At 35.9% G+C, this 23,057-nt stretch carries 23 protein-coding genes; 5 read left to right on the forward strand and 18 right to left on the reverse strand.

The features are described 5' to 3' along the window. Positions 1–328 (reverse strand): hypothetical protein (locus APF76_15850; protein ID KUO49277.1); only part of this gene is annotated, 328 nt, incomplete at its 3' end. A gap of 143 nt (positions 329–471) precedes the next feature. After that, entirely contained in the window at positions 472–4,116 is a 3,645-nt protein-coding gene (locus APF76_15855) for a hypothetical protein (GenBank protein KUO49278.1), read from the reverse strand. A 310-nt stretch (positions 4,117–4,426) separates the two neighbouring features. Here APF76_15855 and APF76_15860 point away from each other — a divergent pair, with 310 nt between their 5' ends. Beyond that, complete coding sequence (locus APF76_15860; GenBank protein ID KUO49279.1) at positions 4,427–4,918, forward strand: hypothetical protein; 492 nt, start codon at positions 4,427–4,429, stop codon at positions 4,916–4,918. 97 nt (positions 4,919–5,015) lie between these two features. On the opposite strand, the gene APF76_15865 is transcribed toward APF76_15860, so the two are convergent. The 4 genes from APF76_15865 to APF76_15880 all read right to left on the reverse strand — a co-directional run bounded on the left by APF76_15865 (position 5,016) and on the right by APF76_15880 (position 7,965). Beyond that, the gene (locus APF76_15865) at positions 5,016–5,267 is read right to left on the reverse strand and encodes a hypothetical protein (GenBank protein KUO49280.1); all 252 of its coding nucleotides are present in this window, start codon (positions 5,265–5,267) and stop codon (positions 5,016–5,018) included. A 478-nt stretch (positions 5,268–5,745) separates the two neighbouring features. Continuing rightward, a complete protein-coding gene (locus tag APF76_15870) occupies positions 5,746–7,155 on the reverse strand; it encodes a hypothetical protein (GenBank protein ID KUO49281.1) in 1,410 nt (469 codons plus the stop codon). 51 nt (positions 7,156–7,206) lie between these two features. Beyond that, positions 7,207–7,668 carry a VanZ family protein gene (locus tag APF76_15875; GenBank protein KUO49329.1) on the reverse strand — a complete coding sequence of 154 codons (462 nt, stop codon included), beginning with the start codon at positions 7,666–7,668 and terminating at the stop codon, positions 7,207–7,209. A 48-nt stretch (positions 7,669–7,716) separates the two neighbouring features. After that, positions 7,717–7,965 (reverse strand): hypothetical protein, encoded by a 249-nt coding sequence (locus APF76_15880; protein KUO49282.1) that lies wholly within the window; start codon positions 7,963–7,965, stop codon positions 7,717–7,719. A gap of 491 nt (positions 7,966–8,456) precedes the next feature. On the opposite strand from APF76_15880, the gene APF76_15885 reads away from it, so the two are divergent. After that, the gene (locus tag APF76_15885) at positions 8,457–8,828 is read left to right on the forward strand and encodes a hypothetical protein (protein KUO49283.1); all 372 of its coding nucleotides are present in this window, start codon (positions 8,457–8,459) and stop codon (positions 8,826–8,828) included. Beyond that, entirely contained in the window at positions 8,788–9,048 is a 261-nt protein-coding gene (locus APF76_15890) for a hypothetical protein (protein KUO49284.1), read from the forward strand. The genes APF76_15885 and APF76_15890 overlap by 41 nt, the downstream gene beginning before the upstream one ends. 580 nt (positions 9,049–9,628) lie before the next feature. On the opposite strand, the gene APF76_15895 is transcribed toward APF76_15890, so the two are convergent. The 6 genes from APF76_15895 to APF76_15920 all read right to left on the reverse strand — a co-directional run bounded on the left by APF76_15895 (position 9,629) and on the right by APF76_15920 (position 15,688). Beyond that, positions 9,629–10,744: a transposase gene (locus APF76_15895; GenBank protein KUO49285.1), complete on the reverse strand. Its 1,116-nt coding sequence runs from the start codon at positions 10,742–10,744 to the stop codon at positions 9,629–9,631. 331 nt (positions 10,745–11,075) lie between these two features. After that, complete coding sequence (locus tag APF76_15900; protein ID KUO49286.1) at positions 11,076–11,366, reverse strand: hypothetical protein; 291 nt, start codon at positions 11,364–11,366, stop codon at positions 11,076–11,078. After that, a complete protein-coding gene (locus APF76_15905; protein ID KUO49287.1) occupies positions 11,359–11,778 on the reverse strand; it encodes a nucleotidyltransferase in 420 nt (139 codons plus the stop codon). Before APF76_15905 ends, APF76_15900 begins: the two co-directional genes overlap by 8 nt. 251 nt (positions 11,779–12,029) lie before the next feature. Further along, entirely contained in the window at positions 12,030–14,069 is a 2,040-nt protein-coding gene (locus APF76_15910) for a hypothetical protein (protein ID KUO49288.1), read from the reverse strand. Positions 14,070–14,167: 98 nt separating this feature from the next. Then, positions 14,168–14,713: a phosphohydrolase gene (locus APF76_15915; protein ID KUO49330.1), complete on the reverse strand. Its 546-nt coding sequence runs from the start codon at positions 14,711–14,713 to the stop codon at positions 14,168–14,170. A 609-nt stretch (positions 14,714–15,322) separates the two neighbouring features. Next, complete coding sequence (locus APF76_15920) at positions 15,323–15,688, reverse strand: hypothetical protein (protein ID KUO49289.1); 366 nt, start codon at positions 15,686–15,688, stop codon at positions 15,323–15,325. A 431-nt stretch (positions 15,689–16,119) separates the two neighbouring features. Between APF76_15920 and APF76_15925 the strand changes: the two genes are divergently transcribed. Continuing rightward, the gene (locus APF76_15925) at positions 16,120–16,377 is read left to right on the forward strand and encodes a prevent-host-death protein (protein KUO49290.1); all 258 of its coding nucleotides are present in this window, start codon (positions 16,120–16,122) and stop codon (positions 16,375–16,377) included. Beyond that, positions 16,362–16,625, forward strand: coding sequence for a toxin of toxin-antitoxin system (locus tag APF76_15930; GenBank protein ID KUO49291.1), 264 nt, complete (start codon positions 16,362–16,364; stop codon positions 16,623–16,625). The genes APF76_15925 and APF76_15930 overlap by 16 nt, the downstream gene beginning before the upstream one ends. A gap of 192 nt (positions 16,626–16,817) precedes the next feature. Here the strand turns inward: APF76_15930 and APF76_15935 are convergent, their stop codons facing one another. From APF76_15935 to APF76_15960, 6 genes are all read right to left on the reverse strand, one after another. Then, positions 16,818–17,423 carry a uridine kinase gene (locus tag APF76_15935; GenBank protein ID KUO49292.1) on the reverse strand — a complete coding sequence of 202 codons (606 nt, stop codon included), beginning with the start codon at positions 17,421–17,423 and terminating at the stop codon, positions 16,818–16,820. Positions 17,424–17,634: 211 nt separating this feature from the next. Next, entirely contained in the window at positions 17,635–18,816 is a 1,182-nt protein-coding gene (locus APF76_15940) for a hypothetical protein (protein ID KUO49293.1), read from the reverse strand. A 128-nt stretch (positions 18,817–18,944) separates the two neighbouring features. Then, on the reverse strand, positions 18,945–20,234 hold the full coding sequence (locus tag APF76_15945) for a hypothetical protein (protein KUO49294.1): 1,290 nt from the start codon (positions 20,232–20,234) through the stop codon (positions 18,945–18,947). Between the two features lie 35 nt (positions 20,235–20,269). Continuing rightward, complete coding sequence (locus tag APF76_15950; protein KUO49295.1) at positions 20,270–20,794, reverse strand: hypothetical protein; 525 nt, start codon at positions 20,792–20,794, stop codon at positions 20,270–20,272. A 27-nt stretch (positions 20,795–20,821) separates the two neighbouring features. Then, positions 20,822–21,850 carry a hypothetical protein gene (locus APF76_15955; GenBank protein ID KUO49296.1) on the reverse strand — a complete coding sequence of 343 codons (1,029 nt, stop codon included), beginning with the start codon at positions 21,848–21,850 and terminating at the stop codon, positions 20,822–20,824. A gap of 24 nt (positions 21,851–21,874) precedes the next feature. After that, a complete protein-coding gene (locus tag APF76_15960) occupies positions 21,875–22,924 on the reverse strand; it encodes a hypothetical protein (GenBank protein KUO49297.1) in 1,050 nt (349 codons plus the stop codon). Positions 22,925–23,057: the final 133 nt, after the last annotated feature.

A 23,057-nucleotide genomic window follows, 5' to 3' on the forward strand; every position in this document is an offset into this window, starting at 1 on the left:
CTTCAAGATTCTGCTGTCTTGCTTCAAGACCTTTTAGTCCCATTTCAAGATTCTGCTGTCCTGCTTCAAGATTCTGCTGTCTTGCTTCAAGACCTTTTAGTCCCATTTCAAGATTCTGCTGTCCTGCTTCAAGATTCTGCTGTCTTGCTTCAAGACCTTTTAGTCCCATTTCAAGATTCTGCTGTCCTACTTCAAGATTCTGCTGTCCTACCTCAAGATTCTGCTGACCTAATTCAAGATTTTTTTGTCCTACTTTTAGTTCACCTACATCTTCAGTTAACTTGGCCACCTGTCTGGCAATTAGTTCAAGTAAGTCTCTATCTGTCATATTATTATACACCCCCAAAACTCTTAATATAATAATAGGGTCCCTGCTAGATGTATATTTCCTTATTACGCCAATTGTACACCATAAGCACAGTATAAGACTAGTATTTTTACCTATAATTTAGCTTTGGCTTAACGAGCTCACTAATGTTTGTCCAGCATAAACAAATCCTTGAGTTCCTTATTGGACATTTCACTAATTCTAGTTTCACCTGCTGTAACTGTCAATTCTGCTAGTTCCCTTTTATCTCCGATCATTTCATTTATTTTTTCTTCAAAGGTACCTATACTAATCAGCCTGTGGACCATTACATTTTTCAGCTGTCCTATTCTGTAAGTCCTATCTGTAGCCTGGTCCTCGACTGCAGGATTCCACCAGAGGTCATAATGGATTACATTTGAAGCAGCTGTGAGATTTAGACCTGTGCCTCCTGCCTTTAGAGACACTATCATGATCGGTGAACTTTCAGGATTATTTTGAAATTGATTTATCATTTCGTCACGCTTTTTACGGGTAAGACTTCCATGGAAAAAAAACGGTTCTACCTTCAGTTCATCCCTAAGGAGTTCTAGTAGAAGCTCTCCCATTTCCTTGTATTGGGTAAAGACCAATACCTTTTCATTTTTCACGTTTAAGCTTTGAATCAGTTCCAGAGTTTTTAGGGCCTTACCTGAATGCTCTTTTTCTACAATTCCCTTTTTAGTATAGTGAACAGGGTGATTACAGATTTGCTTTAGTGAGGTTATGAGTTTAAATACTATTCCCCTTCTTTCTATACCTTCACTTTCCTCAACCTCTTTTAAAAGAGACTCGGTGACCTGCTGATACAGCGCTGCTTGCCCTTCGCTTAGATAACAATATTCATCCTTTATTACTTTATCTGGTAGGTCTTTGATTACTGACTTATCGCTTTTAAGCCTTCTAAGGATAAAAGGCCCTGTGACATCCTTTAGCTTTTGAATCCTCTCTCCATCCCTATATTTTTCAATAGGATTGGCAAAATGAACCTGAAAATCTTTCCTACGTCCCATAAATCCATAGTTAATAAAATCAAAAATGCTCCACAGCTCTAAAAGTCTGTTCTCAACAGGCGTTCCTGTCATGGCAATATAGGTAGAGGCCTTGATATCTTTAACAGCTCTGGTTTGTTCTGTATCAGGGTTTTTGATATTTTGCGCCTCATCAATAACAACCATTTCAAAGGGCCTTTTCTTGAACTTTGCCCTGTCTCCACGCAGGATACCATAGGAAGTGATAATTATATCTATATTTTTACTACTTAATTTACGAGTAGTTCCGTGATAGATTTCTACCTCAAGAGACGGAGCAAATTTTTCAAGTTCCTTACTCCAATTACCTATTAGTGTTGTTGGACATACAACCAGAACGGGTTTAGATAGCCTGCCTTCTTCCTTTAGCTTTAAGATTAAAGCTATAATCTGAACAGTTTTTCCTAGACCCATATCATCAGCTAGGCAGGAGCCTAATCCCCGTATTGCATTTCCATATAACCAGCTTAGACCCCTTTGCTGATAGGGTCGTAGCTCTGCCCTTAATCCTGTAGGCGGGGATATCTCTTCCTGAATACTTTTAGAATTTAGAGCATTTATCATCTTTTGGAATATCACGTCAGGTACAAAGTCAGCTTGCTGTGTTTCTCCACTAATGCCTGCCCGTAGAATTTCCATGGAGGACATCTTAGGTTCTGGTTTCTGGATCCTTCTTAGCATTCGTTCTATTTCTTCAGGCTTTAGAAGGAGATATTCATTCTTGTACTTGACTATTTTACCTGCATTTTTTACAAGCTCACGAAATTCTTTAGGTGATAGCAGCTTATCGCCTAGTGCTATTTGCCAGGAAAAATCAAGCATCTCCTCAAGGTTGAGATATGACATTGATGAAGAGGCTGTACCCTCTTTTGTTTTTGCTGAAATGGTCAGTCTTGGAGCCACCATTTTCTTTAGCTCTCGCGGAATCATCACACTAATTCCAAGCAAAGAAAGAATCTGATGGGTTTGTCCCAAGAATTCTGCCATTGCCTCTGAAGTAACCTCTGCACCCTTTTTCCCTTTAAATTGGAGAATGCTTTTCAATACCGGCAGATACTCCCCGGCAATTGTCAATTGTTTTGAGATCTCCCTACGCACTATAGGAGCTGGCATTGAGAATATTAGATCCTTGGTCTCTCCCTTGTTAGAAAAAACCCTTTTCAAAGGTAGTATGGGACCTAGTGGATCCCTCTTGTTCTCAACATCTACCAGCAATCTGAATTTCTCACTACCTTTTACAGGAAGGCCAATTTTAATAATAGGCGCCACGAGAGCAGGTTCAAGATTCAACCAGGCAAGCCAGTTTGCAATTGCTTTTCCCGTCTGCCTTTTCTCAAAGCTGTCTGCTTGATAGTGAATGCCATTAAAGAAGACTCCTGCGACTTCATCCCCAGGGTCAAGCTTTTGGTTGTTATAGCGGTACATGATCTGGGACAAAATTAACTGGATTACCTCTTCTATTGCTTCTTCCTCTAATAGTATGCTTTTTTCTTTTTTCTTATAGATTAAATCCGGAGGTAGTAGCTGCACCAGATATTTAATTATTTTTTGCAGGCTATTGGCCCTATCTAAGGGTCTGTAGCCTATCCTAAAGCTTCCGTTTTCATCTATTGATTTTACGACGGGTACAAAGGCAGATGATTTGGTTAGGGCGCGAGCTACACTTGCCGTTGCACTTAAAAAATCTGCCCAGGGCGAGGTCTTTTCCTTTGGTAATTCTAACGGAAGGGTTAAAAACAGATCTATTACTTCTTCTATGGGTACTATGATGCCCTTTTTTCTTTTTAAGGTTATTGTTCCAGCTTGAAACTGGGGAATGAAAATGTTTTTTTCCTCACCTGTAAAGATTAAGGATTCCTTAGAACTTGAAACTTTACTAATAAAAAAAGAATACGGAGATTCGCTTTTTTCTGGATACAAAAGGGTTAGCCTTAAGTTTTTAAAAGAGTAGCCATTATCTATAAGCTCTATTTCTTCTACAGCTTTAGCACAGTTTTGATAAGCTTTAAGTAATTTCTTTTTAAAATCCTTTCCTTCATAAAAAAGAGGAGCATCGCTTAAAAGCGCAAAGATTTGTTCACCCTGCATATTATTTGCAATTGAGCTTAAATCAATATTTTCAACACCACCGTTATTGAGGCCGTTAGGGATGTAATCACTGTATTTGGTAAAGAGCAATTCCTCATTATACTCTACCAATGGGTTGTCCTGGGAGTTGTATGATACATTTTTTAACAAGTCTTCTTTATAGACGTTTCTTAGCTTAAATAATAGATATGGATCCTTATCTATTTCATTAGCTACTATATAGTAAACAGCTGCAAGGTGTTTGCACGGATTAGCCCAATCAGGACAGGAACACTGAGCCGCTATATCATTCCATGAATCCGGAAGAAGATGAACCCCCTGTTCATCTAATAATTCAAGAAGACTCTCCGGTAGCTTACCCATAGATAATTCTGAAGCTAAAAGGGGATTGTTCTCAATTAATTCTTGGATAGTCTCAATTTCTTGATCATTAAATTTTTTAAGTCCTATCTCGACATTATATGGTCTGCGACGTGTTCCCTTGACCTTTGCCGTAATATTACCCTTTGTGGTTATTTCAATATGACTTACCCTATCACCACTAGCATAGCTTCTACCCCTGGGCAATCTATTTGTATCACTATCTATTCTTTCAAGGGCTTCCACCCAGGCGTTTCCCCACCATGTTTTCCCATACTTTTTCCGTGCCATTGCGCTATCTCCCTTTTAGCTAGATTAACAAAATCATTCTTCTATAATTCACCTAAAGCTCTAAGAATCCTCTTGATAGTTTTTCCGAAAACCAAAAAATCACCCATTAGGTGAAAATTAAGCCAACATGAAGATTTTGTCAAGATTTGAATCATTGATAGGATAATTTATATTCATTGTAGAAGCATTATTTGTAGAAAAAATAGCCAAACTAGATTTGAAATCACTCAGCTAAAGATAATAGCATAATTTCTAGATTTATGTATCTTTTAGCATGGATGCTAATACTATGATGGTAAGGAGGACAATCATGCCTATCACAAATGATTTAGAAGTAATTAAGCAAGCCATTGTAAATGAATTAGAAGGATACAATTTTTATATGCTAGCAGCAGAAAAAGAAAGTAACCCTGAATCAAAGGAAGCATATATTCATTTTGCCAAAGAAGAAGAAAAGCATTTGACCTGGTTAAAGAAACTATATAAATCCGTAAGCGAAGATACTGTAATCCTTAATCCTAGTGAGATGGAGGAAGTACCTTCCCCTCACATATTTAACTGGAATACTGCTGGAACAGAATCAGGTTCCTTAGCTGTATCAGTATTTGGAATTGCTATTCAGATGGAAAGATCAGCATCTGATTTCTATAAAAAAGCTGCTGCAGATACACAAATAGATGCTGCAAAAAATCTTTACTTAACCCTTGCTAAATGGGAAGAAGATCACCTTGCCAGCTTCGAAAAACATTATGACGACCTCAAAGAAGAATGGTGGCAACAACAAGGTTTTAGCCCATCATAAAACAAAACTTTCAGCAATATCTCTGCAGGTCTATGATTAGACCTGCTTAATATAAAGCCTCAGGGACCTAATAAGTTCCTGAGGCTTTTAAGTACACTTAAGACGGTTTGTCCTGATTCTCTTTAGTTTCTTTAATTTCTTTTTCTTCTTTTGCTTGAATTGTAACCTTATCTTTATCCTTATCTCCATCATCACTAGTTATCGAATTCGCTGCACTCTTAAACTCTCTTAACCCCTTACCTACTGCTTTCCCAACCTCGGGTAGTTTACCAGGCCCAAAAACAATCAAAGCAATGATAAGTATTAAAGCTATCTCCCATATACCTAGAGGTCCTATCATTCCGAACATAAAATTACCTCCTTTAATTCTATATTATAGTTTAATATATTATTTCTTTTAAGGCTTATACTCTAAATTGTACACCATATCTGCATAAAAGAATAGTACTTTGATCAATTGTGTGGATTGTCAATTTTGGTAATATTTTTACCACTACTTGTCATTTTTTATATTGAATTTTTATACTTTTTTTCTGTAACTTGAAAAAACTACCTTATCACACTGGATATATCTAGCTGTGGTTATAACAGTTATAGTTTTGATGGTTTTTCGTAGAGATTTTGTATTACCCTGTATTGTAGGTATTTATTTGGACAGATAGCTTGTATTTGGGCTGGTGGAGGAACTTTAACAGCTTGGGCATTTGGTGTGGTAGCCGATGCTGGTATTGCAGGGGTAAGCCCCATGGATTTAGTCAGGCGAAATTTCATAGCTGTGATGTCTGGACTGTTATTAGCTACGATTGTGTCGATTATTATAATGTGATCTAGTCCTCAAATCGAAGAATCACTTCGGTTCCCTGACCTTCATTAGTATTTATAGTTAAAACACCACCTAAATTTTGTGCTCTAACCTTCATATTTGTTAAGCCCTTACTTTCAGGATTATTTTTTTGATATTCCTGCAAGTCAAAACCTTTCCCGTTGTCAATTATTTTAATAATTATATTATTATTACTTTCTCCAATGATAATCCTGCCCTCTGTAGCATCAGCATGTTTTATCATATTAAATAGTGCCTCTTGAACTATGTGGAATACATTATTTTCTTGTTTTTTATTTAGATATAGGCTGCCTTTTAAATTATCTATGAGATCAATATGCATCATTGATAAATTACGAAATTCAAGAATTAAATTTGACAACATCCGTTGTAGACTATCCTCTGATGTTTTGCCTAAATTTTTAATATAGCTTCTAAGTTCTGTTAATGTCTTATTAAGCCTTGTGTTCACATTTTCCAACTTTTCGTATACATTGACATTTACTTTTTCTTCTTTTTTAAGCATGGCTTGGCTTGCTTTTATCATCAGACCTGCAGCATAAACCGATTGAATAACACCGTCATGTAAATCTATTGAAAATCGCTCCCGCTCTTTCATCAGCACACTTAGCTTCTCAGCTTCCTCCAGACGTCTACGTTGTTCTACATTGAAAATATTTATTGTCTTGATAATTGTATAAGCCATTAATAATCCCATTGCTACTCGGAAATGTTGAACAGGTAAACCAGTAAATTGTAAAAAAGTTGTACTATTTAAAACATTCCCAGGCCAAAAATCAACAGGAAACGTTATTAAGCCGGAAAAAAAGCCGTAAGCAGCAAATGTAATGGCTGCACCCAGACAACTATAATATGCTGATTTTAAATCCAAAGTTTTTAATGTAGGAAGCTGCAGGATTAAACCTACACTTACTAACACAGATCCGGGAAAAGCCAGCAAATATCTCGCCCAGGCAATGCTAGTGGCATTCCAAATCTTAAAACTTTCTGTTGGTATAATAATTAAATCTATTAGTATGAACTTAACAGCCCAAGCTATTGCCAACAATATGGGTAAATATTTTAATCGAGAATACTTTCCCACAGAGGCAATTACCAGGTGCATACCAAACAAAAGTAGAAATGTAAAGGAAATTGTGACCGTCAATGCATCAATCAAGTGAAGTGTAAAAATGTCTAATAGAGTAATCTGATACATATAAAGCAATTTGGTAACTTTAGCCCATTCAGCAAAGGCTTGAAAAATTCCGAATCCTGATAAAAACCAAATTGGTTTAGCCAGAATGAAACTGCTATCTTTTCTGCCCTGAGAAGCAATTACAATGGCCATTGTAAAAAAAGCTAACCCATATAGAAAGTATATTATTATCATTTGAGCACTAAAAAGTTCCATTTTCTAACCCCACATACTAAATATAACTATTATATACCATTTTCTTATTTTTCACACACTATCGTTCTCCTTTTTACACCTAACCACCCTATCAATAAGGCAATACACTCCAACCCCAGCACTAGCCCCGGCACTATCAATGAGCACATCCCTCAGTTCACCACTTCGCCCAATGATAAACAACTGATGGACCTCATCGCTCACAGCATAAAGAGCGCAAATTACTAGAGCTATACCTACACTCCGATATCCAGATACTCCACTTCTTCTCATAGCGTTGATCACTAACACTCCAAGTACTAAATAAGCAAAGAAATGGGCATTTTTTCTTATGATGTGATTGAAGCTTCCTATATCAAAATCAGCATTAGGAACAACTTTCTCTATAGTTTTTATAATAATCTCTGTTATTCCTGTACTTAGCTGGTCAGACTCTATTGCTGGCTGGTGTGATAAGTAAAATATCACTACCATAAATAAAACAACTAAGATCCAGGATAAAAATTTATTCATTGACATTTATATAGTTCCCATCTAGTTTAATCAGTTATTTTACCTTGCTTAGTCTCCGTGTCTAATAGTAGAGGTTAGCATATTGATTGCAATATTATTAAAACCGCCTTCAGGAATAATTATATCAGCATATTTCTTTGAAGGCTCCACAAAAGCATCATGCATGGGCTTAACTGTCTTTTGATACTGCTCAATCACAGAATCTATTGTACGGCTCCGTTCTTTAATATCTCTAACTATTCGTCTCAAAACACGAATATCTGAATCAGTATCTACAAATACTTTTATGTCAAACATTTACGTAGCATTTCATTAGTTAGGACCATAATGCCTTCAACTACTATAATTGTTAACTAATCCACGCTCTGCGAGAGTCAAATCTGAACGATCTAAATAGTACGATTGTTTATATGCATTTTAATCCTGCTGGCACATGTGATTATTTCTATATATTTAACTTTTCTTGTAGAAATTCCTGCTATTTTGATATAAATTAGCACATATGTCAAAAATAACTCGGAGATATTTGAAAAGTGTCATTCGGCAATTCAATAGCTCTCTAATGGATTAAAAAAAGAATAAACCAAAAGTTTTCACATCGAAAGCCATGAATATGTCAAACGAAACGTCCCGCTTTCATCCCTTCTTACTTTTTCCAAACATATGTTCTATTTATGCCTGTTTTCTGCTATAATTAAATTATGTTAATAGTATTTGTTGTAAGCATAACTGTAAATGTTCTATCACCAAACCATTTGTGGTAAAATAAGATAGAAAGGAAGAATATTATGACAGTTAGACAGGTTAACCCTCTTAATGATTTTATTTTTAAAAAACTATTGGGAGAAGAAGATTCAAAAGATAACCTCATCGCCTTTCTAAACGCAGTTCTTGACCCAGTCGATAGAAAAAAATTAGTTTCTTTAGAAATAGTTGACAACAAGGAACTTACTAAAGAACTTGTCGAAGACAAAACTGGAAGATTAGATGTTAGAGCTAAAACAGCGGACGGGAAAAATTTCACACACAAAGATCTTGAAAACAACCCATTACATAGATGGTTATATTTCTTTGACAAATCCATTACTGATGAAACAAGAAAGGAGATTGCAGACATGGATGACGCTATTAAAAAGACTAATAAGAAACTTGAGCGATGAGACTGCAATGGCCCTTTATGAGGCACGACAGAATTCTTTACATGAAAGAGCTAATATGATCAGTACCGCCAAGGCTCAAGGTAGGGCTGAAGGTAGAACTGAAAGCAAAAAAGAATTAGCTATTGCAGCTTTTAAAAATGGACTCTCAATTGAAGTAATTTCTAATATTACAGGCCTTGATATGAAAGAATTAGAGAAACTCAAGGCTCAAATTGAATAACAACTAATTTATGCTTTCTTCTTTAGGTCTAGAGGAAAGCATTTTTATTTTTCTAAATCCCTATCTGGGAATGGGCATTTTTTCTTATGATGTGATTGAAGCTTCCTATATCAAAATTCACATTAGAAGCAACTTTTTCCACGGCTTTTACAATAGCCTCAGTTATTCCTGTGCTCAGTTGGTTAGACTCTGTTGCTGGCTGGTGTGATAGGTAGAAGATTAACACCATCCAGAGAATTACAATTGTCCAGGAAAGATTTTTAGTGAACCTCTCCCACTTTCACCTATCGGCTTAGAAGTGGGAGCTTCTTAAGTGCAAAAAGCCTTAAGAACTTTTCCTGCTTCATAGATTTCGCAACCTACTTTCTCCACAGGCTCTACCCGTAGTCCCTACGGTGATTTATTTATCCGATGACTACCGCCACTAGCCTTGCATGGGTTCAGCTATATCAACAAGTTGACAAGTTTCACTCCAAGACTCCTATCTTCTACAAGTGGGAGATAAGTGGCGCTACGTCCCTGGATAACGGTTTCTAAAACTCAGATGGAGTCAAAACTCCACCTGAGTTAAGAATCCTGTTTATGCAATCTCTGCAATTTCTAATAATCCCTGCTTTAGTATATTTAGGCTTGCATTTTTATCCCTGTCTATATCTTTGGTATGACAATTAGGACAATCCCATTTTCTAGTGTTTAGTGGTATTTCATCCAGAACATGGCAACAGTAATAACAGGTTTTAGAGCTTGGATACCATCTATCTATTTTATGGATTGTTTTTCCATACCATTTTGCTTTGTATTCTAGAAAGGAATAAAACTTATACCAGCTGGCATCTGCTATGTCTTTTGATAGTTTATGATTCTTTATCATATTTTTTATTACTAGGTCTTCTAGGATTATGATTTGGTTTTCGTCTATAATCCTTTTTGATAGCTTATGTAGAGAGTCGGCTCTTTGTTGTTTTACTTTTTCGTGAAGTTTTGCAACCTTCTTTTTAGCCTTGTACCAGTTATTGCTGTACTTTTGTTTGTGACTCAAGCTTCTTTGTTCTCTTGCTAGTTTTTCCAGGGTTTTCTTTAGGTATTTTGGGTTTTCTATTTTTTCTCCACTAGATAGTGTGGCAAAGTGGGTTATTCCCAGGTCAATGCCTATTTTACCTTTAGCTTTAGCTTTTTTATCTGTTGGCTTGATATTTGCTTCTGTAATAATAGATACAAAGTATTTTCCTGTGGGTGATTTGGATATTGTGGTACTTATTATTCTGCCTTGTACATATCTATGGACTTTAGCTTCAATCCATTGTAGTTTTGGTAGTTTTATTGTATTTTTCTTGATTTGGATGTTGTTATTTACATAGTTTACTGTATAGGTTTTTTTGTTATTCTTTTTATTTTTGAACTTGGGAAATCCTATGCTTTTGTCTCTAAAGAAGTTTTTGAAGGCCTTGTCCAGGTTTCTAAGTGACATTTGTAAGGATGTGCTGTCTACTTCTTTTAGCCATATGAATTCTTTTTTTAGTATTGGTAATTGGTTTTGCTGGTCAATATAGCCAATGCTTTTACCCTGATTTTTATATAGGTCTATCCTTTGGGCCAAGAAATAATTGTAGATAAACCTACTGCAGCCAAAGGTTTTTTCTATTGTTTGTATTTGTTCTTTGTTGGGATATATTCTAATTTTATAGGCCTTGTTCATTTTTAACACCTTCCAAAGTTCTCTATGGGTTACCTGCTTATATTGTACCAAACATATGTTCTTTTGGAAAGTGTTGCATGTGTATTAGTGGTAATTTTTTTGGTTTATTCGCTTTGTCCAGCGAATTGGCAATTCATCTCCACCTTACGTTTTACTTAGAAGATGGAGACTTCTTGCCTAGGGTCGGTTAAATGACACAGATAACAGTTCCTTTTATCATATAAGTTTAAGCTCTCTATTAACACTCAATATCAAGATCCTCATAGTCTTGCCCTCTTACCCTATAGGAATTGCTCCCAATCACGCCTACCATATAGAATCCTAATCGTTACTACCAGATCTTATGATTTTCTAATATAACTTTTTGGAATTCAGGTGAGATCCTGTTAAAATCTATAATGTCGACTCTAAACGGAAGATCGGAGTTTTGAAACTCATCCTTAATATCCGCTAGGAGTAAAAGGTCTATTTTATCTGGTCCTCTTAAGGCTATATCTAAATCAGAATGCTCATGAGTATTCCCGTTGACTCGAGAACCGAATACTAAAACCTCAAAATCATGAACATAGTTTTTGAGGATATTTTTAACTAGTTGTAGTTCTTTTTCACTTAATTTAATCATTACGAGCCTCCAATGCCTTAAGTAAATAAGTGGCATCTTCTAAAAAATCGTTGGTAATAGAATATATCTCATCTGCTACTTCTCTATTATAAGTATGTGAGGTGGTATTTCTAAGCTCGTGATAACGAACCCATGAAGAAAAATCGGATATCAGCTTTTGCTCAAGTGCATTTCTAAATAATTCTTTTCTTGATGCCCCATCCAATAGTCCTGGCATAAGATTCAATTCAAGCCATCGTTTCATAAACTTCCAACAGAGTTCATAGGTAAACTCAAAGTTTTGAATAACACCAGCCTTAATAACCTCTTCCTCTTCAACTGATATATTGCTTATAGCTAGTCTTTCACCTGTAAAGCCTAGAGCCCTCTCTAGTGATAAAACTGCTTTCCTTAAGCTACTTAAATCCAACATGTTTCCACCTCATTTCTAAAAGTTATGTACAACATTTCTTCGGCTAAAATAACCTTTTGTAGGTATAGTATAACACAAATGAAAATATTGTAAGTCATCCTGCCACTACAAAATATGCCCTATTATGAAATAGGAGGGAGATAAGTGGTACTAAGCCCCTGGATAACGGTTTCCCTAAAGGATTAGCTCAGCTACGCCAAACAAGTTGGCAAGTTTCGCTCTATAATATTCATGGAGTCATTCAGTGAAACTTAGTTGGGTGCTTTTCCCTGAACTCTAGTTGAACTCATCCTGTGGGAAACTCCACCTGAAGTTAAATTATTTATTTTAATCTTCCCTTCAACCCCAACATACATCTTTACTCTTTCCATTTCCTCTTCAAAAAGATACGACTGGTTACCTAGTCGAACGATGGTTTCGGGATGAACCTTATTTAAGGTAACAATGGCTTTATCAGATGTCTTTATTTTGATCTTGCCGGCAGACATACCTTCGGAACCTGCTTCATCCACAAGAATATCTTGGTTAGCAAGCATCTCACCACCTCTAAAGGTTCCATTGACTCTAATCTGTTTGCCTGCTATCAAAGAAGATTGATAACAGCCCTGACCGCCTACAATAATGTTACAATTGGTTTCAAGGATACTACCCTGAGCATAAGAACAATAGATATCACATGCTTCCTCGGGGATAGCTTCCAAAATCTTAGTTATATTTTGATTTTTTTCACGGATGCTATTAACCTCATCATATATAGAAATATCCTTCCTCCACCTACTGGAAATTAAATTTTTAATAGCTGGTACTAAATCTTTAATTGTAGATGGAAATGGTATATCCTGTTCCTCTATGATAGAAATATATTCATTAAGAAGCTTTTCAAGTTCTGCTTTTTTGTAATCAATTAAATACACTACAATTTCATTAAGATATACTTCATCTAGCTTATTTTCATGTAGTGAGTACTCTCTAACTCTGATTGATTCCTTCATAATCCAATCCAATATTTCGTCCAACTTATCTAACAGTTTACTAACCCTGTTATAAAATGACGTTAATCCTCCCGCGCGAACTTTGCTTCCAAAAAATTTGCCTCTGCAAAATATTTTCCCGCCAGCCTGAATGACTGCATCCGCTGCGTTCCCCATAATCGTAATTTCTCCATAGGCAGCCACTTGCATAGTTTCCTTGACATTACCAAGTATCATGAGGTCACCTTCAAAGCGTAGGTTACCGCTCTTAATGTCCACATCGCCAGGATGTATCATGCATTTAACAATTTTTATATATTTTTTTCTATAACCTTCTAACACAGGCCTTCCAGATATAGTGGCAATAGCCTTGCATCCATCATCACTAATTTTCACTCCATCTTTTACCTGCAGGTATGCTTCTTTAATAGGTTTTGGCAAAATATCTTTTCCTGTAACGTCCTTTCCAGGAAGACCCTCTTGCGCTGGATGCAAAACTGCCAGCACTTCTCCTTCCCGTACACCGGGAAAAGTATATCGTTCCCAGTAATTCACCCATTCCTCTTCTCCATATTTTATCTCAACAGGTTCGCACTGAAACATATATTCCACAAAACCATCTTTGCCCTGATGCACAGGCTGCCCTCTTGCTACTACCCACCAATCTCCGTCGGCAGCGGCTATAGCTTTTTGTATTTCATTATGGTCAATACCAAAGGATACACCATAAGCCTGTAAAGCTTCTTCAACTTCGGTAAAGGTAATAACTCTTTTTTCAATCTTCTGCTGATGAGTGATCAATTGAAGCACATTTTGCCTGCTCTGGTCAACTAGTTGATGAAAAATAGTAATTTGAGGGGTAATTCTAACTCCCGCAATAAGATTATCTTTGGAAATCTCAACCTCTAATTTTGCCTCTCCTATATTCTTAATAAGTTCAACTTCAACTTCCTCATCCTCACCTACTTGCCTAGATCCACGTGTTGGTACTCCATTTACACGCAGTATAGCTCCCGCTGCCGGAATAATCACCGCCTTTTTTCTCCCACCACTTGGACCGTATACTTTAAGCACGCCTTCACTTATTTCAGCCATTCCGTCTTGTTCGCGTTCTTGTTGTTTTTGATAGCCCCTACTTTGGCCAGCATTTATGATTACTTTTATAGTAGCTGGCTTCCTAAAAAATCCCCAAAAACCTCTTCGCCCTTTAGTTAGTATTTCAGTATGCATTATTGATTCATGTTCTTCAAGAAGATTTTGAACCACCATATGCGCTTCTTTTAAATTATCCCCATGAACTAATACCTCTCTTTTCTTCAATTTGATCACCTCCTACTACTGTTGATATTCATACTATGCTTTGCGTCATCACCTTTAGGCGATTTTGCCTTTATCAATTAGTATTTTTTTGTCCTATATTATTCAGCTGATTTTGTCTCTGATAAAAGTAAGACCTCAAAAAAGTCATTAACTAAACAAGGGTCAAATTGTGTACCTGTACAGCAGGCCAGTTCAGAAATTGCTTCATCTCTAATCCTAGCAGCCCTATAGGGTCTATCGTTAGTAATAGCATCAAAAGCATCTACAATAGCAAGTATTCTGCACTCAATAGGCACTTCTTCTCCTTTTAAACCGGCTGGATATCCATGTCCATCCCATCTTTCATGATGTTTTAGGATTAACTCTGCAATTCTACTCAATGTAGGAAATCTTTTAGCAATATGATATCCCTTGATAGGATGCATTTTCATTATTATCCACTCATCCTCAGTCAAAGGTCCTTTTTTGAATAAGATTGAGTCTGGTACTCCCACTTTTCCTATATCGTGAACTCGTGCTAAAAGTGATAAATCCGACAACTGTGTTAAAGAAAGACCCACTCTTTGTCCAACACTTAAGCAAAGATTCTCCAATCTTGTCGCATGTCCATTGGCAACATAGTCACGTTCTGACAAAACAGCCAGTAATCCATCAACTAGCTGTTCCTGGACATTCTCTAAAGAATAAAGGTTTGTTGCTTTAGTTTTGGTCCAGTTAAGCTGGTTTTCCCCCATTTCTGCTAATATATCTACGAATAAATTATAGAAATAATTAATTTCTCCTAAGTTTACAGTTTCCTGTGGTTGATCTACAACGACTTTTGCCATTACCTTACCTGCTACGGAGATAGGAAATTCTAAAATAGCTTGGGTCTTATGAATATCAGCACCCTCTTCATAAAGTTCACAGGATACACCAGTTATTTTTCGATGAGAACTTAAAAGTTTTTCCAGCTTTGTTACGTCAATAAATTGGGCTAATAATTTAAAATTCATTTTTTCCTCCATCAATACCAAACTTTTCATTAAAATTGACATTACAATTTTTAATACTTTATCTTTTTTAGACATTAAAAATAAATAACCTGTCCTTAAATAAAGGGCAGGTAAATTCACGTGCAATTTGCAACCTGGCAATCATAGCTTATTAATTGATTTAAGCCTTAGACCCATAGTTTTGCAGTCATTACCTTTCGGTAATTTTGCCCTTAAAAATACTAAAATTCTCATATTAATTTTTAGTATAATATTTATTTACGAAAGCTCTTTTTCAATGTTCTGTAAAAAAAGAATCGATCCATGCAGAGATTTTGTTTCAAGGCAAATATCTGCAGCAAGGCTTAACACTTTACACCCCGATACCTTCTCCACTTCTAAGAATAAGTGTGGCTTAATGTGTGCATAGATTTTTTCTCTAATGCGTAAAACCTCCTCTCTTCCGCCGGAAATCCTTAGTAGTGTATCCTCTAAGGGGGTTATTATTTTTGAACAGTAAAAAGTAACAATATTTCTATGTACCTTGACCCAAACCTCCTCAGGTCCTTTTCCATAGTGTTTTAAGTGAATTTGTACAGCAAGCTTTTTTAATTCTTTTTCCAGTTCGGACGGTGACTCAACCAAAGTAAGTATGCCCCCCAATGAGTGCACAAAAATGAATTGTAATTTTATTTTGCTTAATTTAATTACATTAAAAATATTTATACATTAAAATTAAAAATGTAAAAAAACACACTAAATTATACTGTACAATACAATATAATTTGGTGTGCTTAGATCCAAATTAATCTCAAGCCTCAAACCAAATAAGCTTCTGAGGAAGTACCTACTTAAAGCACTTACCCCATTTAAGTAACCATATTTTTTTGCTTTAGGTATACTAATGTTGTTTGATTTCCTATGATACTTTCATTTTTCGACATTTTTCCTTAAAATCCTTCCTTTATATTAATTTTTTCCATTTTTTATACTTATTATATGGTTGTAAATTTAATACTCTAAGCATTGACGTACATAATCATGTACAGTATAATTATATACGAGGTGATCGGATTATGAAAACCATACCAGTTACTAACGCTAGACAGAATATATTTAACATAATTGAACAAACCATTCACAATTCTGAACCCATACAAATAACTAGCAAAAAAGGTGATGTTGTAATGTTGAGTTTAGATGATTGGGCATCTATCCAAGAAACACTATTTCTTTTATCAATACCAGGTATGAGGGAAAGCATTTTAGAAGGTTCTAAAGAGGCCGTTGAAGATTGTAAATCTTTGGAGGATATAGGATGGAATTTAGAGTAGTTTTTACAAAACAGGCTGCAAAAGAAGCTAAAAAGTTGGAAGCCTCGGGGTTGGATAAAAAAGCAAAAAAGTTGTTAAAGCTTTTAATGAAAAACCCTTACCAAACTCCTCTAGCTTATAAAAAACTCTCAGGTGATTTAAATAACTTTTATTCAAGAAGAATAAATATACAGCATAGGATGGCTTATGAGATTTTAGAGGAAGAACAAGTAATCAAAGTCCTAAGAATGTGGACCCACTATGAATAAACACAACCTTATATGTCAAACGAAACATCCCTCCACTTTGCCACACTATCTAGTGGAGAAAAAATAGAAAACCCTTTGGAAAGTGTTTCCTGTGCAATTCATCTCCACCTTACGTTTTACTTAGAAGATGGAGACTTCTTGCCTAGGGTTGGTTAAATCAGAACTTGGCCTGATGTTTGGCATAATGCACACCTAGGCCCCGTGTCTAATAGTAGAGGTTAGCATATTGATTGCAATATTATTAAAACCGCCTTCAGGAATAATTATGTCAGCATATTTCTTTGAAGGCTCCACAAAAGCATCGTGCATTGGCTTAACTGTCTCTTGATACTGCTCAATCACAGAATCTATTGTACGGCTCCGTTCTTTAATATCTCTAACTATTCGTCTCAAAACACGAATATCTGAATCAGTATCTACAAATACTTTTATGTCAAACATTTCACGTAGCATTTCATTAGTTAGGACCATAATGCCTTCAACAACTATAATTGATTTAGGGTTAATCATAACAGTTTTGTCTAAACGAGTGTGGGTAGAAAAATCGTAGATGGGTATCTTAACAGCCTTGCCGTGACGCAGTTGCCGCAAATGATCTACCAGCAAATCATTTTCAAAAGCGTCAGGGTGGTCAAAGTTAACTAATCCACGCTCTGCGAGAGTCAAATCTGAACGATCTAAATAGTACGAATCTTGGGCAATCAGAGCAACTTGGTTGATTCCTAGTGATTCCACAATAGCATTTGCCACAGTACTTTTACCAGAGCCTGTCCCACCTGCAATCCCAACAACAATCAATTTCAACCCCTCCAAGCTAAATAGTACAATCGTTTATATGCATTTAATCCTGCTGGCACATGTGATTTATTTCTATATATTTAACTTTTCTTGTAGAAATTCCTGCTATTTTGATATAAATTAGCACATATGTCAGCTTTTTATCCTTTTCAATTAAACCAAAAGTTTTCACATCGAAAACCATGAATATGTCAAACGAAACGTCCCGCTGTCATCTTTCTTCTAACTTATTTATTTTTAAACATACATAAAGCTTAACCGCATCATAAAAAGACAACGGGTCAAGACCTGTTTGTTCTGTTATCTTATTTAACCTGTATGTTAAGGAATTTCGATGTAAAAACAGTTTTTTAGCAGCTTCACTAACATTTAGGTTACTATCAAATAAAGCACCCAGTGTTTTTTCCATCTCATTCCAGTATTTACTATCAAGGTTTTGTGTCGCTCCCAAAAAAGAATTAATTATATTCTTTTTCATTAAGTCGTCAATACTATTTAAAGTTCTTTCTAAGAGTAAATCTTCAATATGAAGAATATTAGATGTACTCTCCATCCTTTCACCTAAAAAAAGTGCATCAGAAGCTTCTTGGTAGGAAATCTTCAGGTTTAACCAGTGGATTTGCGAGCTGCCAATTCCTACCCGAGCATCAAAACCTTTTTTCCTTAAGCTATCAATAAGGATGCCTAAATCCGTTTTAATCGAAGATGTATTTTTAACCTGGTTATTTATCCTTTTCAAAATTAAAAATCTTACATTCCCCATAGAAAGTATTAAATCTTCATCATGATCATAATGTTTCTCTAATATTTTTAATACTTCATCTCTATATATTTGCTTTTGAAGCAAATCACTTAAATTTTCTTTAAATTCCGGCATTTTTAACAACTCTATTATTATTACCTGCCTTGACAAAAGCACATCAATGCCAAGGTTTTTTCCTCTTTCAATAAATAATTCTAAATCCTCCCCAAATTGCCCTAATGCAAGGTTTTTTATAAAATTATTCTGAGCACCTTTTTCTGCTCTTAGCTGATTGGTCAAAAAATCCTGTCTGAGCATCATTTCCGTTGTCATTTTTACTAGAGCACCATAATTTCTAACTTCCTCTGGATCACCGCTCATACCAACCACACCAATTATTTTATCGTTAAATTGGATTGGATACAAAATACCTGGTTGAACACCTTTGTATTTTTTAGCCTTCTCTATGGAAAACTCATCACTAATTCCAGATCCAATAACTTCATAGGCACCTTCATGGAAAGTATTTAGACGTTCTTTTTGCCCAGAAGCAATTATATAACCAGTATCATCAAAAATGTTTATGTTAAACTTAATAATTTCCTTGGTCTTTTCCACTATTTCTTGTGCTAGTTCCTGCGTCAGCTGCATTATATCATCCTCCTCGATATAACCATATTTTTTCTCTATTATCAAAAGATAATCCTTTAGAAAAGAAAAAAAAGCTCAAATTAATGAGCTTAAAGTGAAGAGGTTTTCTGAAATTCTCTTTTTTTATTTTAATTAAAGAAAAGTGAAGGTATCCAAGTAGCCAATTGCGGAAATAAAATTATTAGTAACAAGGTAATACCTAAAGGTATTAGATAAGGTGCAGCTGCTCTTGTTACCCTCGAAACCGAGATCTTTGCCACATCACTCATCACAAAAAGGCATATACCAAATGGAGGTGTAATTATACCAATTACTAAGGCTAAAATAAACACTACCGAGAAGTGGATAACATCTATGCCTGCCATGTGTACCACAGGTAGAATAATGGGTGTCATTAGTAATATTGCCGCAGTAGTATCCAAAAATGCCCCTACTGCTAAAGCCATTAAAGCAATAATTATTAATAAGCCTACTTCGCTGGTAGTGATGCCAGTTAAGGTCTGAGCAATGAGTTGAGGCAAACCGCCTAGCGTCAATACCCAACTAAAGAATCCCGCAATTGCAAAAATGAACATAAAGACTCCCGTCATTTCTACAACGTCTTTTAAGGTATCCCATAATTTCCTTAGAGTTAGCTCTTTGTACACTATTCCTAAAATTATGGCATAATCAATGGCTAATACAGCAGCTTCTGTAGGAGTTACTACCCCTAAGAGAATGCCCCCTAAAATTATTACTGGAGTCAAAAGTGGAAAGAAAGCTCTTAAAAAAGATTTTAATACTTGTGCTGATGGCACCCTAGTAATTGGCCAGCTTCTACCTTCTTCAGTATATTTAGCTTTCCAGTATACAAAACCCATAATACTTAGTCCACATAGTATCCCTGGTATAATGCCGGCCAAAAAGAGCCTTCCGATAGATATTTCTGCTGAGGCGCCTAAAACAACCATTACGACACTCGGTGGAATAATTGGCCCAATTACTGATGAAGCAGCAGTAAGTCCTGCAGCAAAATCAGTAGTATATCCTGCCTTCTTCATCATTTTTAGTTCTACCTGCCCTAATCCGCCGGTATCACCTATAGCTGTACCAGACATAGAGGCAAAGAGCATACTCGCCAAGGCATTAGAATGGGCAATCCCCCCAGGAAAACGTCCCACTAATCCAACTGCAAAATCAAAGATTCTATCAGTCACTCCCGCACTATTCATCATTCTACCAGATAGCAAAAATGCTGGTAATGCTAATAGAATAAAACTAAATAGTGACCCTGTCATTCTATGACTAATTATTTCAATTGGTGCTGAAGGATTTAGGAAAAGATAGCTTAGGGTAGATACCCCCATAGCAAAAGCAATTGGTACACCAAGAACCATTAGAATTAGAAATAAACCAATTAATGCTATTACTATAGTCAAAGGTTATGGCCTCCCTTCTTTAAATCAGTTGTTTATTATATTTCTGCACTTCTTGAAGAAGTTTTAGAGGCCTTAGTACCTCTTTCAATTATTTCTAAGTTTCGATAAATGTAGACTAGTACCATATATATCCCGGATATTAATGGTGCAAGGTAATAAACGCTTCTCGGGATATTAAGTGCAACGCTAAAGTGAGTCCTCGTCATAGTTTGCAACTTAATGGCTCCAAAAATCATTACGCATAAGAACACTAAAATAAACAAGTTAAGAACAAACTCCAGTATTATGACTGTTTTAGGGGAAAGCTTTTGTGGCAATAAGTCTATTGCCACATGCTTATTCTTTGCGGTTGAAACAGCTGCTCCAAAAAATGCTATCCAAACGAATAAGAATACCCCTAATTCCTCAGTCCAGGTAAATGGAGAGTTAAAAACATAGCGACTGATAATGCCTAGAGTAATGGTAACTATGACTATAGCTAAACAAATAGCTCCTAAAGTTACTTGAATTTTTAATCCCAGATCTATTATTGTTTTTAGCCCATTTTTTAAAACCCTCATTATTTATTCCTCCTGAAAAGAGACTGTTTACTTGAGACCCTGAATTTGCTCAAATAATCCCTTTGCCCAAACTCCTTCATCTTCTAGCTTTGTTGCTGTTTCAACCATAACATTAACAAAAGGCTCGATATCTACATCTTCAATAATTATAGCATCTTCACTCTTTAATTTTTCAACTGTTTCAGCAAGACTACTACTTACTTGGTCACTATACCATTCTCCTGCTTCAGCAGCTGCTTCAACTAATGCTTGTTGTTGATTCTCACTCATTCCCTGAAATACATCTTCATTAATCATAACAGCTAGATTATCTCTAATATGATTAGTCATTGTAATATAAGGTGCACCTTCATGAAACTTCATTGAGTAAACGGCATCTAATGGTCCTTCAGCAGCATCTACTACACCTTGACTCAATGCCAGATATACTTCACCCCACGCAATCTGTGTCGGATTGGCTCCTAGTGCACTAACAGATTCAAGATAAGTTCTAATCTCTGGTACTCTCATTTTCAATCCACTCATATCTTCTAGTGAATTGATTGGACTCTTAGAAACCATTACACGAGGTGCTCTCAAATAACCTTGATCTATTACTCTAACGTTTCTTTCTTGCAAAAACTCTTCTTCAACTTTAGCCATTAGTTCGTCATTCAGATAGGTTTTAAAGTGTTCTTCATCAGAAAATGCAAAAAACAAACTGTCCACCTGCTTATCAGGTACAAACTGGGCTATAAATGAAGCTGCATCAATGAACATATCTTGAGAACCCATCATAACTCCTTCCATCTGACTAATGGCATCTCCCAACTGGGAAGCAGGGTAAACTTCTATTTCTAATGATCCACCACTTTTTTCTGCAACTAATTCCGCCATTTTGTGCATTGCCTTGGTAGTCGCATCCTCAGTTGATTGGATACCTCCATAGCTTAAGGTTACCTTGGTCTCCTCAACAGGACCATTATTACCATCAGTATCAGCACATCCAAAGGTTAAAACTGTTCCTAAACTAAGAAGCAAAACTAGTGCAAACATCTTAAACGATTGTCTTTTCAATTTAATTCCTCCCCTTGTTTGTAATTATTTTTTATTAAAAGTATCTGCTGCATCAACAATGGCTCTTACGTTTTCTATTGTTGTTCCAGGCGCTAACCCTCCTCCACCAGATAATAGAAATCCTCCTCCAGCTGCTCCCTGCTCCAATGCCTTGGTTGCTACATTATAAATTTCAATGGGTGTTTTCTTTTGAACTACTTTAACGGGATCAAGATTACCCATTAAACAAATTTTATCACCCAGTTCTTTTTTTATATCAGCTACTGGATCTGCCCCAAAATTATATATATTAAATCCCATGTCAGGCAATTTATTATACACATGGCTGGATCGTCCTTCATTATGCCAAAGCCTGTATTGTGGATAACTAAACTCCTGGAATATCCTTTTTAAATAAGGCTTAAAAAACTCATCAAAGTGACTAGGCGAAAGTTGAGTACCTACATGGTCAACAATAAATAACCTATTGAGCTGACCATTAACTTTTTCTTGAGCTTTTATCCAAGTAATTATTCCTTCTGTTACTATATCCAAAAGTCTATGAACCATCTCAGTATTAATGAAAAAATCTATAAAAAACTTGTCATATCCTCTTAACATGGCAGCAGTTTCGATAGGTCCAATAGTAAAGGCATGCCCTTCGAAGTAGCCATAGTCTTTGATTAGATTTGGTTGAGCATTTTTCCTTAAGTAAGTCCATTCCTCTAATACTTTGGGCATCAGTCCATCGGTAGATGGATCTATCTGCTTTAGCTTTAATACATCATTAATCTCATGTAAGCATCCATGTGCATAGGGAGCATCATCTTCCATCCATTGTATATCTGCACCGAAGGCCGACGCTTCAACTACAACCCCATAGTCAGGAAAAATCCCAGGGAACAAGATAGCTTCAGGAAAAGTCTCTTGCAATTTAGTTAATACATCCAGCTTGATATCTGGATCCTGATAGTATTCCTTGCAATTTACTCCCATCATACTTGGCATCCAAGGAGCAACATCCCATAATGCTACAGGTACTGGATAAACTTCTTCATGATTAACTGCTTTATTTAATCTATCTAAAAGATTCATTGAATCCCCTCCTGTATATCCTCCATATTATTAATAATTCCATTGTTAATAATATTACTTATCACCAGCAATTTTTCCTTCGGCATATTGCATAGATAACGCCAAGACATTTACAGTATTTTTTGACAATTTG

It is taken from the genome of Desulfitibacter sp. BRH_c19 (genome assembly GCA_001515945.1).
Lineage (GTDB): Bacteria > Bacillota > DSM-16504 > Desulfitibacterales > Desulfitibacteraceae > Desulfitibacter.

Coding starts and splice junctions, on each gene's coding strand:
- APF76_15855 (KUO49278.1), bottom strand. CDS start 4,116: ATGGCACGGAAAAAGTATGGGAAAACATGGTGGGGAAACGCCTGGGTG.
- APF76_15860 (KUO49279.1), top strand. CDS start 4,427: ATGCCTATCACAAATGATTTAGAAGTAATTAAGCAAGCCATTGTAAAT.
- APF76_15865 (KUO49280.1), bottom strand. CDS start 5,267: ATGTTCGGAATGATAGGACCTCTAGGTATATGGGAGATAGCTTTAATA.
- APF76_15870 (KUO49281.1), bottom strand. CDS start 7,155: ATGGAACTTTTTAGTGCTCAAATGATAATAATATACTTTCTATATGGG.
- APF76_15875 (KUO49329.1), bottom strand. CDS start 7,668: ATGAATAAATTTTTATCCTGGATCTTAGTTGTTTTATTTATGGTAGTG.
- APF76_15880 (KUO49282.1), bottom strand. CDS start 7,965: ATGTTTGACATAAAAGTATTTGTAGATACTGATTCAGATATTCGTGTT.
- APF76_15885 (KUO49283.1), top strand. CDS start 8,457: ATGACAGTTAGACAGGTTAACCCTCTTAATGATTTTATTTTTAAAAAA.
- APF76_15890 (KUO49284.1), top strand. CDS start 8,788: ATGACGCTATTAAAAAGACTAATAAGAAACTTGAGCGATGAGACTGCA.
- APF76_15895 (KUO49285.1), bottom strand. CDS start 10,744: ATGAACAAGGCCTATAAAATTAGAATATATCCCAACAAAGAACAAATA.
- APF76_15900 (KUO49286.1), bottom strand. CDS start 11,366: ATGATTAAATTAAGTGAAAAAGAACTACAACTAGTTAAAAATATCCTC.
- APF76_15905 (KUO49287.1), bottom strand. CDS start 11,778: ATGTTGGATTTAAGTAGCTTAAGGAAAGCAGTTTTATCACTAGAGAGG.
- APF76_15925 (KUO49290.1), top strand. CDS start 16,120: ATGAAAACCATACCAGTTACTAACGCTAGACAGAATATATTTAACATA.
- APF76_15930 (KUO49291.1), top strand. CDS start 16,362: ATGGAATTTAGAGTAGTTTTTACAAAACAGGCTGCAAAAGAAGCTAAA.
- APF76_15940 (KUO49293.1), bottom strand. CDS start 18,816: ATGCAGCTGACGCAGGAACTAGCACAAGAAATAGTGGAAAAGACCAAG.
- APF76_15950 (KUO49295.1), bottom strand. CDS start 20,794: ATGAGGGTTTTAAAAAATGGGCTAAAAACAATAATAGATCTGGGATTA.
- APF76_15960 (KUO49297.1), bottom strand. CDS start 22,924: ATGAATCTTTTAGATAGATTAAATAAAGCAGTTAATCATGAAGAAGTT.